Source organism: Comamonas sp. 26 (genome assembly GCF_002754475.1).
Lineage (GTDB): Bacteria > Pseudomonadota > Gammaproteobacteria > Burkholderiales > Burkholderiaceae_C > Comamonas.
The window spans coordinates 319,599-334,357 of sequence record NZ_PEFL01000003.1; the positions used below are offsets into that span (position 1 = coordinate 319,599).

Sequence of the window (14,759 nt, forward strand, 5' to 3'; positions counted from 1 at the left end):
TAAGCCTCTTCAAAACCGGCCCTTGAGGGACAAAGTCACCGAGCGCTTTTCACCGTAGAAGTTGCCATAGCCCGCATAGCCAACCGTGCTGTAGTAGGTTTTGTCAAACAAATTGCCCACATTCATGGCAACGCTCCAATCCTTGTTGAAGGCATAAGCCACGCGAGCCGACCAAACGGCATAGCCCGGAGATGTGAAGTTGTAGGGCGTCCAGGCTCCGTCATAGCGACCTGTCGACGGGTTGTAAGCGCTAATCCCTGAAGCCCGGTAATTTGAGCTTTGCGCCACAACGCCACCACCAACGCTCCAGCCACGCAAGTCACCACTCATGCGGTAGTCCGCCCAGGCCTTGAACAAATGACGAGGCGTCACCGTGCTGAACTGAGCACTGTCTTTACGTCGATCTTCGTTGCTGTTGTAGGTATAGCCCACAGCCAGCTGCAGGTTGGGAGTGATTCGACCCGTCATCTCCAGGTCAATACCTTGGCTCAACTTGAAACCATCGCGGAAGTAGCAGCAGCCACCACGCCAATCAGTCTGGGGATAGGCCGGGTCATACACTGCTTCGCCTTTTTTATCGGTACGAAACAAGGCAGCACTGGCAATCAAATTGGGATTCAACTCACTCTTGATGCCCAGCTCGTAGGTGCGACCACGAACCGGATCCAGCGGCGTTCCTGGCAGGGGAGCTGAAAATTTTCCGGCTTGAGACTGATAAATTTCCGCCGTGCTGAAGTACAGATTGGTCGACTTGGTCAGCTCATGCACCAGGCCCATATAGGGCACAAAAACATTGGACTCGCGGCTATTCGCGGTGAGCGCTCCGTTCATGTCATGCTGTGTATTGCGATCCTGCAGCACATAGCGTCCGCCAAGCACAACGGCCCAACGCTCCACTGGGCGCAAACGCACAGATCCGTAGAAGCCGCTTTTTTGCGTTTTGGTATGTGATCCGCTGGTCCAGTCACCAAGAGGGTAGCCAGGGTCCTCGGGTGGAACTCGATTAAAGACGTCAGCAGGACCCACTCGCGGCCACAAGCTTCGATAGGAATTGCTGGCTCGATGCTGATCGAAGCCCAGGATTACATCGTGCCGCTGGCCAAACGCATCAAAGCCACCCTGCAAGTTGATATCAAAGCTGGTTTCACGCTCGCGGGACTTGGCCTGATGAATCCACCAATCAGCCCCCTCCAGCGTGATGGGGTCTGGCGAATTTTCAATCTCCGCGCCATTCACCCCCTCATTGAAACGGGTGTGTCTCAGCTGGGTCTTGAGCAGCCAGTCATTGCTGAGCTGATGTTCCAGCTTGGCAAATACAGTGGTGTTTTCGCGATTAATCCAGTTCCAGGGGGCACCAAAGTTGGTATTGCGCGGGAAGCCAATATCGGTGCCATCGGCATACCGAGGAAGACTCGCATTGAAGCCTGTATTTCTATCTTTTTGATAGCTAGCACCAAGCGTCGCGACTGTGCTGGAGGTCAAATCGAGCTCCATCGCGCCATACAGCATCTGCCGTTTGAGCTTGGATGGCTCCGCCATTTCCTTGCGGTCATGGTTGACGGCAACAAACCGGCCACGCAGAGTTCCGCTTGCGTTCAACGACCCCGTGGTGTCGATCTCGGCGCGATAGTTGCTCATCGTTCCACCGGAAAGCATCACTTGCGTCTGGCGTTTGGCCTGTGGTCTTTTGTAGGTGAAATTTAGAACCCCACCCGCTTCACCGGCACCAAACAGACCGTCAGCCCCGCGCAGAACACTGACGCTATCGAATTGCGCCATGTCCAGGCTGCGACTCCCAGAACGGCTTGAACTGGCCGCTCCGCCATCGAATCGGAAATTGGTGATGCTCATGCCACGGGAAAGATAGGTCGTATCCAGCCAGCTCTCTTCGCGAGTGACCCCGGTGGTGTAGTTCATCACATCATCCAGCGTGCGCATGGCCTGATCGTCCATACGCTGACGAGTCACCACGGTCACAGACTGCGGCACCTCTTTCAAAGACTGGGCCGTCTTGCCTACTTCGACCCCAGCAGCCACATAGGAGTCACTGGACTCTGCGTAAACATTGGGGATCGCCTTCTCCTGAACCGTCACTTCCGAAAGTGTGGGCGCGACATCCTGCTGTGCATGAGCGATGCAAGGCAGCAGACAGACCATGCTGACCGCCAAGGATGTGGCGTGGAGACGAAATGGCAAAGCCCCACCTACGGGGCAAAAAGAGCGTTCTAGCATGAGCGTTTCAATGACAAACGAGGTTTTCTCTTCGGGCTAGGAATGATCATCAACAGCCGAAGAACCAATAACGCTGTGGCTAGAACGGAGACACCGTATGCGGGCTACCAGCAAATATAAATGAGAATAATTCTCTATTCCATTATCGCCGATTGTAAATATTGCGTAAAAAAACTCAACTGCTTTGTAAATTGGACAAGACCCACCGCAGCCTGCAATCACCAGATTTGTCTTTGCAGCTCACAGCCGTATTGCGACCGCTCGGTCACCGCTAAATAGCGGTCATCTGAGTGTCGATGTCGGCGGCTTCCGAGGACGGGTTTTAGGCGAACAGTCGACGTGGCCGTCAACTGCAGTTGGGGTTCCGCTATCAAGGCTCATGAACAGGCATAGCCGCCCTTTAGCGGACTGACCTTCTTAAATTTCTCTGGTGCCTGCAGCCGATGCTAGAAACTCCGATGGAGGGCAGCCAAAGATCTTCTTGAATGCCACAGAGTAGGCGCTATGGCTTTCATAGCCGCTTTCCAAGGCGACAGAGGTGATCGGCATGCCCTGCAGCAGCATCTCCATGGATTTCAGCAAGCGCATTTTTTGACGCCATTTGCCAAAGTTCATGCCCGTGCTTTTCAGAAAGCGGCGATGCAAGGTCTTGGAGGTCATCGCATGGTCTTGCGCTACCACCTCGGCGTTGGTCGCTTGCGCAGGATCAAGCATCAGGCTTTCACAAATCTTGCCCATCAAATCATCGTTGGGCCAGGGCAGGTGAAACGGCAAATGCGCTACCGTTTTCAACTCTTCAACCAGCAATTGGCCTAAAAGGGCATCGCGCGCTTGAAACGGTGGTTCATGAGGCGTCTTCACCAAGGCGGTGATGAGTTCACGCATTAAGGGCGATACATGCACCACGCAATCATTTTTCGGCAGTTGCGCGGCATAGCGCTCGGCAACAAAGATGCCATGTGCCGTGACTGCAGTCACGGCGGTGAGCTGGTGTTGTACTGACGGGCACAGCCAGACCGCCGTCGTCGGCGGCACCAGCCACTGCCCCGTTGAGGCCTGCACCAGCAGGACTCCTGTCGATGCATAGATCAGATGTCCACGCGAATGGCTGTGCAGCGGCACGACATGCGCTGCAGGGTAGCGCTCGACCACGCCCGTCACCGGCAAGTCTGAAGTTTGTGCGTGGCGTAGATCTAGTGCGTGGCCGCCGCGTTCCGGCGAAGCAAAGCCCATGGGATGAATGTCCAAATTGATCAAACAAATGGGAATTTATTGATAGTTCCCTTTTGGGTGGCAGTCTAAAGTCCAAACATTGCTTCCCACAAGTCTTTTCCCGTGAACCTCTCGCACACGCTATCGCTATGCCTGCTCGCCCTGACATCTGGTCGGGGTCCGTACGCATGCGCTTGCGAATGGTCCCACGCTGGTTTCCCCAGACCCCGACCTTAGCCAGCTCCTTGGAGCAGGGAAGCCAGCAGCCCAATTCCCAAATTCTGAGGTTCCCATGCTGGCTCACCCTTCCCAAAAATACCGTGCATTTCCCATGGTCGATTTGCCTGATCGCCAATGGCCTTCACGTGCCCTGACACAAGCGCCCACCTGGCTGTCCACCGACTTGCGTGACGGCAACCAGGCATTGTTTGAACCCATGAACCGCGAGCGCAAGTTGCGTTTGTTCCAAGAACTGGTGCGCATTGGTTTCAAGGAAATTGAAGTGGGCTTTCCGTCCGCCTCGCAAACCGATTTTGAGATCGTGCGCCATCTGATAGACGCGCGTTTGATCCCCGATGACGTGACCCCCATGGTCATCACTCAGCTGCGCGAGGATCTGATTACCACCACGGTACAAAGCGTCGCTGGAGCCCGGCGTGTGATCGTGCATCTGTACAACGCGATTGCGCCTGCGTTCCGCGAGATCGTCTTTGGCATGGCAGTGCCTCAAATCATCGCGTTGGTAGAGCACCATATCCAGTTGCTGAAACGTCTGACGCAAGACCATCCGGAGACCGAATGGGTGCTGCAGTACTCGCCAGAGACATTCTGTATGGCGGAGCTGGAGGTGTCGCTGCAAGTGTGCAACGCCGCCATCGCTGCCTGGGATGCCGGCCCCGAACGGCCCATGATCATCAACCTGCCCACCACCGTGGAGGTCTCAACTCCCAATGTCTTTGCCGACCAGATCGAATGGATGGATCGCCGTTTGGCGAGGCGCGAACATATTGTCCTGTCTGTCCACCCCACAACGACCGCGGCACAGGCATCGCCTGCGCAGAGCAAGCGCTGCTCGCAGGTGCTCAACGCCTGGAAGGCTGCTTGTTCGGCAATGGGGAGCGCAGCGGCAACCTGGATGTGGTGACGCTGGCCTTGAATCTCTACACCCAAGGAATCGCTCCAGGCCTGGATTTTTCAGACATCGCAGGCGTCGCGCGCATCGCGGAAGAATGCACGGCTTTGCCGATTCACCCACGCCACCCCTATGTCGGAGATCTGGTGTTTACCGCATTCTCCGGCTCGCACCAGGATGCGATTGCCAAAGGCTTTGCGGCGCAAAAACCCGATGCATTGTGGCGTGTGCCCTATCTGCCCGTGGACCCCAAAGATCTTGGTCGTACTTACGACAGCATTGTCCGGGTCAATAGCCAATCAGGCAAAGGCGGGATCTCCTACCTGCTCCAGCGGGACCACGGCATCGTGATGCCCAGACGCATGCAAGTCGAATTCAGTGCCATCGTTCAAGCCATGGCCGATGGCAGCGAAACGGAGTTGTCGAGCCAACAAATCTGGGACTTGTTTGAAGCCACCTATCTACACCCGGACAAGGTGGTGAACAACGCCCGGTATGTCGGGTATCGCTTGCTTGACGATGCACAGGGGCAAGGCATTGAACTGCAATGGATGAGCCCCGAACAGCAGTTGCAGACCCGTATTGGCACTGGCAATGGCCCGATTGCCGCGACCGTCGCCGCACTGAATCTGCCACTGCGTATCGACAGCTACGAGGAGCGCAGCTTGGGCACGGGAGCAGATGCCTGTGCGCTGGCGATCGTGGAAGCAACCTATCCGGGTGTTCCGGGTTCCAGGTTTGGCGTGGGTAAGGATGCCAATATCGTGACGGCCTCGGTGCTGGCTGTTTTGAATGCAGCCATGAGGTTCGATCGCTCCATCAATTAAAGTGGTTCTAGCTACCGTGCTTTAGGTTCGCCTGTGCGGGGTAGCTACTTAACGACGGCTTCAAGCTGCGAGCTGACGTAGGGGCTTCAACATCGAATGTCGGCGGCGATCAACAGCTGAACTTGATGGACTCTGGCTGAAATCTCCAAGAATCGGCATTCAAGGATTTCCGCATCCCTTGCCGGAGACCACCCCGTCCCGGCCCCTTGACGACGATTCACCCTGCCTTCAGGCAAAATCCAGACGATCGGGGCAAGCTTGGCATCAGATCTGCCGGGAAGCCCACCTTGAAGAATGGAACAACATCAATGGCACTGACGAAGAAGGGCGAGTTCTGCTACGGGACGACGTCCGGCGACACCCAAGCCGAGCTGCGTAGCTACAGCGTTGCGAATCGCCATGAGGCCGTCCGGTTTGCCTCGTCCAAATGCAATTGCGGGTGCCGGACTTTTGCGCTGCAGACCGATGAAGAAGCCGGCGTGGCAATCCGCACCTGCACCGACTGCGGGCAGAAACACCTGATGGGCGACAGCGCGGACTACGTTGAAGAGGCCGCCCCCGAGGCGCACGAGTGCGTGTGCGAGAACGAGGTGTTCGAGCTGATGTCCGGCGTCTCCGTGTACGAGGGTACACATGACGTGCGCTGGTACTACATCGCTTGCCACTGCGTGGAATGCAATCTGGTTGGGGTCTTCGCAGACTGGAAGTGTGAAGCGGGTGATGCGGCGGCCTTCCTCGCCAAGGTATGAGCGCGAGCCCCCGCAGAGATCATGCTCGCAGGCTCGAGCGGCCGAGGAGTGTCATTAGGTGTCGGTGGACTTGGCTGTATCAATGACGGCAATCACTGGCGGATTCAACCGGTCGAACATCTCAGCGGGTGTGTCGAAGCCTAGCGTCTTACGACGTCCTCTCATCTCAAGCCGTGTATCCAGAAAAATCGTAACCCTTTGATTTTTAATGAGATAAAATCTCATTTTTTTGAATCCGCTACAGAAATAGCACGCAATCAAGCGCCAAACTGCTGTTGGGCGCTTTTTTGTTGCTGAGAAAAATCATGAAATCCTCCATCCGAATCGTCGATGTAGATCGACTCGAAACCTGGAGCCAGTACAAGGCAGGCATGTGCGACAGCTGCGCGGCCAACTGCTGCACCATGCCGCTGGAAGTGCGCTTGCCTGATCTGGTGCGCCTTGAGCTGGTGGACCCGTTTGAGGTCGAGAACATTGAGCCCAAACTGATTGCCAAGCGCCTGATGAAAATGCGCTTGATTGACCACTTCAACCCCAAGCACGAGATCTTCACCATGGCTCGCAGGGCCGGTGGGGACTGCAATTTTCTGGATAAAAAAACACGCCGCTGCACGGTGTATGAAAAGCGGCCAGAGACTTGTCGCCTGCACCCGAAAAAAGGCCCTAAGCCGGGCTTCTGTGCTTACGGCAACAAGGCTCTTTCGCAGATTTAAACCAAGGCTTCAGGTGCTCATGCATCCATCACCGCAGGCAGCCATATGCGCGCCATCATGCCCGGGTGACTGTTGTGAAAGCTGAGCTTTCCACCATGCAGCTGAACGATGGCCAGCACGCTGGCAAGGCCCAGCCCGTAGCCTTGCCGATCGGATTCGGCACGATAAAAACGGGTGGTCATCTGCTCAATCGTCTGGGCGTCTGCACCGGGGCCTTTGTCCTGCACCGTAATCTCTACGCCCCATGCGCCATCGCTGCCGTTTTCCTGTGCTGATGCAGTAGTCAAGAGCACGTCAGCGCCGTTCTCATCTGTAGTTGATGCTCCGTATTTGATAGCATTATCAACAAGATTGGATACGGCGCTGGCGATCAGGTCACCGTCGCCCAATGCCTGCACACCGGCCTGTACATCCAGTCTCAGTGCACCGCCTGCGTCTTCCACCAGCGGCTCATAAAAGTCCACCACATCGACCAGCAAGGCCTGCAAATCAACAGGTGCAAAGCGCTTGCGGCTGGCACCGCTTTCGACCTCTGCAATCTGCAAAAGTTTTTCAAAAACAACGCCCAGTTCGGCCACTTCTTCGGCCACCAGCGCCAGCGTAGCGGACTGCATTTCGGGGCTGGCCTGCTGTGCATTGCGAAGGCGCAGAAGAATGCGTGTGAGCGGTGTTCTGAGGTTGTGCGCAATGCTGTTGGAGACATGACGTATGCCTTCCATCAGCTGCTCCAGACGATCAAGCATTGCGTTGATATCGCGGTTGAGCAGCGTAAATTCATCGCCGCGCTGATCCACCGGAATGCGTTGTCGTAAATCACCAGCCGCCACGCGCGACATGGTGCTGCGAATGGCGGCAGCGCGCTCATCCACTACACGCCTGAAGACGATGGCGCCAATCAGGGCCATGATGCAAGCGGCAATGGCGGCCAGCAAACTGGCCTGACCAAACAGATCTTCCATATCGCGCTGCAGCTGCATGTCGCTGCCGGCGGCCAGCAAGTTTCCATTGGGCATTTCGACCACGGCAACACGCCCGACGACCAGTCTCCCACCGCGCTTGACGGTCAGCTCGCGCACCCCCATGGTGGTGAGTTTTCGGTGCGGAAAAACCTCGGCATTGCTGACGATGGGTTCACCATCGCGGTCCATGAGAATGAGGATTTCCGTGTCGGTGTTCACGCCATCACGGATGGTTTGCAGAATTTCGTTTTCCAGCGCTCCGGGGCCGTATTTCGCGGAGTGTTCCATCAATCTGCGCACATGGTTTTCGGCCTGTTTGTCGAGCCGCACGCGCACCACACCCACCGTCTGCACATAGAAGACTGCGAGCACGATGGTCATGGTCAGCACCATGAGACCGCCATAGCTGAGTGCCAGCCTGAAAGCCAGCGAACTCCAGGGTCTGGAGCGCTGCATCAGACCACCTCAGGCAGGTCTTGCGGATGATCCGAGAGGCTGTAACCCACGCCGCGCACGGTGTGGATCAGCGGTGTTGGGAAGCCTTTATCCACCTTGCCACGCAGGCGGCTGATGTGAACATCAATCACATTGGTCTGCGGGTCAAAACGGTAGTCCCAGACCGACTCCAGCAACATGGTGCGCGTGACAATCTGGTGTGCGTGCTGCATGAGAAATGCCAGCAGACGAAATTCACGCGGTTGCAGCGAAAGCGGCTGCCCTGCACGTTCTGCGCTGCGCGAGATGAGGTTGACGCGCAGGTCTGCCAGATACATCTCGCGTGTAGGTGCGGGAATCTGTGCACGGCGCACCAGCGCTTCAAGCCGGGCCGACAGTTCGGAGAAAGCAAAAGGCTTGGTCAAGTAGTCATCACAGCCGGCACGCAGGCCACGCACTCTCTCGTCTGTAGCAGACAACGCGCTCAGGACAAGCACTGGCGTCTGTTTCCCCATGGAGCGCAGCGTCTGCAAAATCTGCAGTCCGTCAAAGCCATTGGGCAGCATGCGGTCGAGGATGATGACGTCCCAGTTCTCGCCCACAGCCTGAGCAATGCCTTGCACGCCATCACCGCAGACGTTGACATGCGCACCTTGCTGGCGCAGCCCTTCAGCGATGTAACGCGCGTTGAGCGCATCGTCTTCGATGATGAGGTAGCGGTACATGCGATATCGGTCTGCCGTTGGGGGATGAATACTATAAGCCGTGGACTCTCCCTCTGCATTGGGTAAAGCATCAGACAGCGCAGCAGCCGCAGGAGGTGGGGCCGGAATTTGCGCCATCTCCTGCTCGCTCTCAAGGCTGAATCTGGGGCAGATCACCACTGGCCAGACGCACTTCCCACTCGGCATCCAGCATGTCCTTGACCAGTTCAAGGTGCTCAAGCCTGTGCTCGTTGATGGAGCCCAGCGCGTCGATCAACTCCAGAATCGTGCCCTTGCCCAGTTTGTAAGCGTCTTGCGCCATCTGGTGCAGCGGGGCGATTTGGGCGAGTCCTTCTTTTTCATAGTCGCGCACCGCTGTGCGGCGCAGCGAAAGCTGCTGCAGCGCACGTTGCAGTTCTGACTGCGCAGCAAGCACTGCGGCATCGCGACGCAGCTCGGCCTGATCGGCTTCCACCTTGGCTCGCTCAATAGGTCCTTGACGACGGTCGAAAAGCGGTATTTCAACGCTCACCCCGACCTGATTAAAGCTGCCATCTACGCTATTGCGGATGCGGGAAAGGCCAAAGGATGGCGTGGGCAAAGCCTCGCGCTGTTCCAGTTTGATTTTCTGGCGCGCACGATCCAGCTCTGCCTGACTGGCGCGCAGACTGGGCAACTGGGTTTGCGCAGTGTTCCAGAGCTGGTCATACGCGGGCGCTTTGCGCAAGTCTGTGGCTTGCAAGCTGCCTTCCACACGCACCTTCCACTGGGGCAAGGCAGCAATGCTGGCTACGCGCGCCGCAGCATCACGCAAAGCGGCCTGCGCCTTGCTGACTTGCATGCTCATCTGGGCTTGCTGCAGGTTCAGGCGTGCACCATCATAACGACTACGTGTGCCGGCCTCAATCTGGCCTTTGACGATAAAACCCGCCTTCTCCAATTCATCGCGGGCTGCCAGCCAGACTTGATAGCGCTGCTGGGCCACCAGAAGCTCGTTAAACGCGTGCGCAGCATCGCTAAGGGTGGTTGCTACTGCGACATCCGAATTCGCTGCAGCGGCCTGCTCACCGAGCCGCGCGTTTTCAATGCGCATGCCGCGCTGGCCGAAGATGGGAATGGCCTGCTCCACACCCCATTCCTTCTCACCGCGCTTATTGAAGTAATGGGCTACCGGGTTGGAAAAAGTTGCTGCCGTTTTGCTGTCGGCCTTGGCCAGATCCAGTTGCATGCGATCTGCTGCAAGCGCGGGCTGGTTTTGCACCACGATGCGCAGATATTCCTGCAAGGTCACTGGTTGTACTGGAGCCGCCACCTGCCCGGCGATGCGCTCTGCGCCCGTACTCAAGGTCGGCGTTACAGCCGCATCAGCGGCATGGCTGGTTACGCTAAAAGTGCCGCAGCACAAGGCGGCAGCCATTGCAAGAGAGTGCCACTTAGTCATTTTGAGCGCCTTCATCACGTTCTTCCTGCGTCATCATGTTCTTGGGGCCAAGCCAGGCATATAACACGGGCAGCAGCACCAGTGCCACCAGTGGCAGCACAACCATGCCGCCGACGATGACCGAGGCGAAGGGGCGCTGCGTTTCGCTACCCACGCCAGTGGAAAGCGCCATGGGCAGCAAACCCAGCAGCGCCAGCAAAGCCACCAGAATGATGGAACGCATGCGCTCTGCCGTGCCTTCGATCAGCGCCTGCATCAAAGGCATGCCCTGACGGCGTAAATCTTCTACCGCAGAGACCACCAGCAAGCCCGCCAAAGCTACCTGCCCCAGCAGCGCAATAAAGCCGATAGCCGCGCTAATGGACAGCTCGATATTCGCCATATGCAGGGCCGCAATACCGCCCACCATGGCAAACGGGGCACACAGCAAAATGATGCTGGCACTACGTGCCTGACCCAGCGCACCAAACAGCAGTGCATAGACCACAATCAGTGACAGAGGAATCACCACCTTCAGGCGTGCAGCAGCGCGCTGCTGGTTTTCCCATTCACCGCCCCACTGAGCGATATAGCCTTCTGGCAGCTTCACGTTCTGCTTGAAAGTAGCCAGCGTGTCTTTCACCACCGAGCCGATATCGCGCCCCTCCACGTTGAATTTGAGCGCCATGTAGCGCGCATTGCCTTCGCGAAAAATAGAAGAGTTACCGATCTTCATGCTGACCGTTCCAACCGAGCCCAGAGGGACAGAGCCACCGTCAGGCAAAGGTATGGCGATGTTGCGAATGCGCTCTTCATCCATGCGATCCACATAGGGCAAACGCACGCGCACAGGAACAGGGTATTCGCCCTCCCACAAGGTGGTTGCGACATTGCCTGCCAAGGCCACTTCAAGCGTCTTCTGAGCGTCTTCCATGGCGATGCCCTGACGAGCCAGGGCCTGACGGTCAAACTCCACATGCACCTGTGGAGCGGGGGCATCGCGGTACAAGTCCAGATCGACCACACCATCAATGCCCTTCACCAGACCCTTGGTCTGCTGAAGAATGCCGCGCAGCGTCGGAATATCAGGGCCAAACAGCTTGAGAACCACCTGACCACGCGCCCCCGATGTGGACTCCTCCACGCTGTCACGGATAGGTTGCGCAAAGTTAAAGGCCACACCCGGAATTTCACCCAGCGTTGCACGCATTTCTTCGATCAGCGCGGGCTTGTTCAAGCCCTTGCGCCATTCGCCATGCGGCTTCAGACGTACCAGCACCTTGGCAAGGTTGAGCGTCTCGTTATCGGTGCCAGATTCAGGTCGGCCCTGCTCTGTGGTCACGGTGAGGACTTCAGGGAAGACCTTGAGACGCAGGCGTACATCGCGCAGCACTTCCTGGCCTTTTTCCAGAGAGATGGAAGCAGGCATCTGCACCAGCACATAGGCATCGCCTTCGTCCAGTTCAGGCAAGAATTCGGTGCCCAACCATTTGGCAGAAAAACCAGCAACCACCAGCACGCTTACAAACACGGCGATCACTGCGGTGCGGCTTTTGGCGGTGCTCAGAATGCGGCCAATCCAGTGCTGATAACCGTGGTGCGCGCGGTCAAAAATCTTGGGCTCTTCCACCATCACATGCTTGGGCTTGAGCAGCAGCGCACACAGCGCTGGCACCAACCCCATGGCAAACACCAGCGCACCCAGCAGCGCAAAGCTGTAGGTCATGGCCAGCGGACGGAAGATGCGGCCTTCAATGCTTTGCAACGAGAACACTGGGATCAGCGCAGCAATCACGATCGCCATGGCAAACAGCGTGGGTTTGGCCACGGCCACAGCCGAATCCACAATGATGTGGCGCATGTCATTCGCTGTCTGCGGTTTTCGCAGCCGCGCATTGCGAAGTATGTTTTCCGCCAGCACCACCGCACCATCCACCATGATGCCGAAGTCGATAGCGCCCATGGAAATCAGATTAGCCGGCATGCCCAGCGCATGCAGGCCAATAAAGGCGACCAGCAACGACAAAGGAATCACCGTCGCAACGATCAGCGAACCACGCAGGCTGCGTAAGAAGAGCCACAGTACAGCCACGATCAGCGTGGCACCAAACAGCAGGTTGTGCTGCACGGTTTTAAGAGTGTGGCCCACCAGATCGGAGCGGTCATAGTTGGTGACCATCTTCATGCCTTCAGGCAGGCCACCGTTGTTGAGTTCTTCTACCTTGGCGTGAATATCATCGAGCACGATGGAGGGGTTGGCACCGCGCTTGAGCAGCACAATGCCCTGCACCACGTCGTTCTGATCATCCATGCCAACAGAGCCCTGGCGCGGTGTGTGCGACTGCACTACACGCGCCACATCACCAATCGTCACAGGGGCCTTGCCGCGCATGGCAACCACCACATCCTGAATCTCCTGTGGAGTGCGCAACAAGCCAATGCCACGAATGATGAAGGACTGCTCGCCACGGCGCATCAGACCACCACCCACATTGCGGTTGGACTTGGAAAGCGCATCGCTCACATCATCCAGGCTCAGACCCAGGCTGTAGAGTTTTTCAGGGTCTACTTCCACGTGGAATTCTTTGACGAAGCCACCAATACTCACCACATCAGCCACGCCTTGCACTTGCTTGAGAACGCGCACTACATGCCATTCTTGCTCGGTGCGAAGCTGCGCCAGCGTGTGTTTATCGCTTTGCAAGCGGTAGTAAAAAACCTTGCCCAGCGGCGTGTAGTCCGGTGCCATTTCTGGCGTCACACCATTAGGCAAATTGGCCTGTGGCAAACGCTGGGAAACCTCGGCACGCGAGTTAAAGCTATTGGCGTTGTCATCAAAGACAAGGTTGATCATGGAGAGGCCGAAATAGCTCTCCGATCGCAGTGCCGTCAGCCCCGGCGTGCCGTTCAACTCGCGCTCTAGCGGCTGAGTGATCTGGCGCTCTACTTCTTCGGGGGCAAGCCCCGGCGCCTGGGTAATCACACCCACCTGCACATTGGTCACATCGGGGTAGGCCTCGATGGCGGTCTGTAGATAGGCGTACACGCCATAAATGGCGATGGCGAGGGTGACGCTCAGCGCCACCAGACGTCGATGAACGACGAAGGAAATAAACGAACGCAGCATGGTTCAGGCTCCTGCCAGGACTACAGAAGCTGGCTGGCTGCGCCGTCAAGCAGCAGACCACCACGCACCACAATTTTTTCGCCCACCTTAAGGCCAGAGATCACCGGCACCATGCCGCGCGATGGACGCCCCAGAGTCACCTTGCGCGCCTCAAACTGGTTGTTCTCGTGCTGCACATAGACCACGCTAAGGCTTTCATCCTTGATGAGCACGGCGCTCACGGGGATCAGCATCTCTTGCAGGTTGGAAAGCTGCACACCCACCTTGGCCTGCATGCCAGGACGCAGCACGGGGTTCTGCTCGCTCAGCTCCACCACCACTGCGGCGCGGCGCGATTCTTTATCCAGCGTAGCCCCCAGATGACGAACCGTACCCTTGAGGGGTTTGGCCAGTTGCGGTACTTCAACCTGAACAGCGCTGCCTAGGCGAATGCCAGGCAAGTCGGACTCAAACACCTCGGCCACCACATTCATGGCCTGCGGGTCACCAATCATGAACAGTGCAGCACCTGGGTCAGCCGCATTGCCAACCACAGCCTTGCGCTCGGCCACGATGCCTGCACGCGGGGCGCGCAGTTCAATGCGATCGCCACCGCCGGAGCCCAGCAGTGCAGCTGTGCCTTGAGCACGGCCCAGCTCTTGCGATGTTTCACGCAGCTTGGCCTGAGCAGCACGCAGATCGACCTCAACGCCCACGCCCTTGTTCACCATGTTTTGCTGACGCTGGGCTTCAACCACCGCCACATCGTGGGCGGTCTTGGCTGCGGCCACGTCATAGCGTGTGCGCAGTGCATCGGGGCTGACCAGCGTCGCCAGCAAATCGCCGGCCTTGACCATATCGCCCACATGCGCGTTGACGGTGACCACGCGCGCCGAGATGGGTACAGAAGCCGATGCCACACGATCTTCCACAAACGCCACATGCGCAGGAGCCCAGGCCATTTGCAAGCCTTGAGGGTCTGTCACCGCCGCAATATCCAGCATCTTCACGGACTCAGGCTTGACCTGCAAAAAGCCCTTGGGCAGGGAAGCCGCAGTGTTTTGTGCGCCCTCTGTCGCTTTAGAGGCGTCGCACCCGCTGAGCAAGCCAGCCAAAGCAACGGCCATAGCCGCCACAGACAGTTTTGCCACTGTCTTGGTTGGTAAATGCGCCGCTGCCGGCAGTCCCACAAGGCTCTTGTTCATCGTTCACCCTTTTTCGATGGCTGGAAAGTGAAGAGCTTCAGCACCGCTTCTCTTCCAGTGATGGC

9 protein-coding genes and 1 pseudogene are annotated in these 14,759 nt (G+C 57.4%); 3 read left to right on the plus strand and 7 right to left on the minus strand.

What is annotated here, in order from left to right; all coding sequences use genetic code 11:
- Positions 1 to 9 precede the first annotated feature (9 nt).
- Together CLU84_RS19630 and CLU84_RS19635 are read right to left on the minus strand one after the other, a co-directional pair.
- Entirely contained in the window at positions 10 to 2,232 is a 2,223-nt protein-coding gene (locus CLU84_RS19630) for a TonB-dependent siderophore receptor (protein ID WP_099739596.1), read from the minus strand.
- A gap of 417 nt (positions 2,233 to 2,649) precedes the next feature.
- Complete coding sequence (locus CLU84_RS19635; RefSeq protein ID WP_099740064.1) at positions 2,650 to 3,465, minus strand: helix-turn-helix domain-containing protein; 816 nt, start codon at positions 3,463 to 3,465, stop codon at positions 2,650 to 2,652.
- 271 nt (positions 3,466 to 3,736) lie between these two features.
- On the opposite strand from CLU84_RS19635, the pseudogene CLU84_RS19640 reads away from it, so the two are divergent.
- The 3 genes and pseudogenes from CLU84_RS19640 to CLU84_RS19650 all read left to right on the plus strand — a co-directional run bounded on the left by CLU84_RS19640 (position 3,737) and on the right by CLU84_RS19650 (position 6,865).
- Positions 3,737 to 5,403 (plus strand): annotated as a pseudogene (locus tag CLU84_RS19640) (2-isopropylmalate synthase).
- 308 nt (positions 5,404 to 5,711) lie between these two features.
- A complete protein-coding gene (locus tag CLU84_RS19645) occupies positions 5,712 to 6,152 on the plus strand; it encodes a hypothetical protein (protein WP_099739598.1) in 441 nt (146 codons plus the stop codon).
- 305 nt (positions 6,153 to 6,457) lie between these two features.
- Positions 6,458 to 6,865: a YkgJ family cysteine cluster protein gene (locus tag CLU84_RS19650; RefSeq protein WP_099739600.1), complete on the plus strand. Its 408-nt coding sequence runs from the start codon at positions 6,458 to 6,460 to the stop codon at positions 6,863 to 6,865.
- A 17-nt stretch (positions 6,866 to 6,882) separates the two neighbouring features.
- On the opposite strand, the gene CLU84_RS19655 is transcribed toward CLU84_RS19650, so the two are convergent.
- The 5 genes from CLU84_RS19655 to CLU84_RS19675 form a co-directional block, all read right to left on the minus strand.
- Positions 6,883 to 8,280: a HAMP domain-containing sensor histidine kinase gene (locus tag CLU84_RS19655; protein WP_099739602.1), complete on the minus strand. Its 1,398-nt coding sequence runs from the start codon at positions 8,278 to 8,280 to the stop codon at positions 6,883 to 6,885.
- Positions 8,280 to 8,984 (minus strand): response regulator transcription factor, encoded by a 705-nt coding sequence (locus CLU84_RS19660; RefSeq protein WP_099739604.1) that lies wholly within the window; start codon positions 8,982 to 8,984, stop codon positions 8,280 to 8,282. The genes CLU84_RS19655 and CLU84_RS19660 overlap by 1 nt, the downstream gene beginning before the upstream one ends.
- Positions 8,985 to 9,114: 130 nt before the next feature.
- The gene (locus tag CLU84_RS19665; protein ID WP_099739606.1) at positions 9,115 to 10,419 is read right to left on the minus strand and encodes a TolC family protein; all 1,305 of its coding nucleotides are present in this window, start codon (positions 10,417 to 10,419) and stop codon (positions 9,115 to 9,117) included.
- Complete coding sequence (locus CLU84_RS19670; RefSeq protein ID WP_099739608.1) at positions 10,397 to 13,510, minus strand: efflux RND transporter permease subunit; 3,114 nt, start codon at positions 13,508 to 13,510, stop codon at positions 10,397 to 10,399. The genes CLU84_RS19665 and CLU84_RS19670 overlap by 23 nt, the downstream gene beginning before the upstream one ends.
- 20 nt (positions 13,511 to 13,530) lie before the next feature.
- A complete protein-coding gene (locus CLU84_RS19675) occupies positions 13,531 to 14,694 on the minus strand; it encodes an efflux RND transporter periplasmic adaptor subunit (RefSeq protein ID WP_099739610.1) in 1,164 nt (387 codons plus the stop codon).
- Between the last annotated feature and the right edge of the window lie 65 nt (positions 14,695 to 14,759).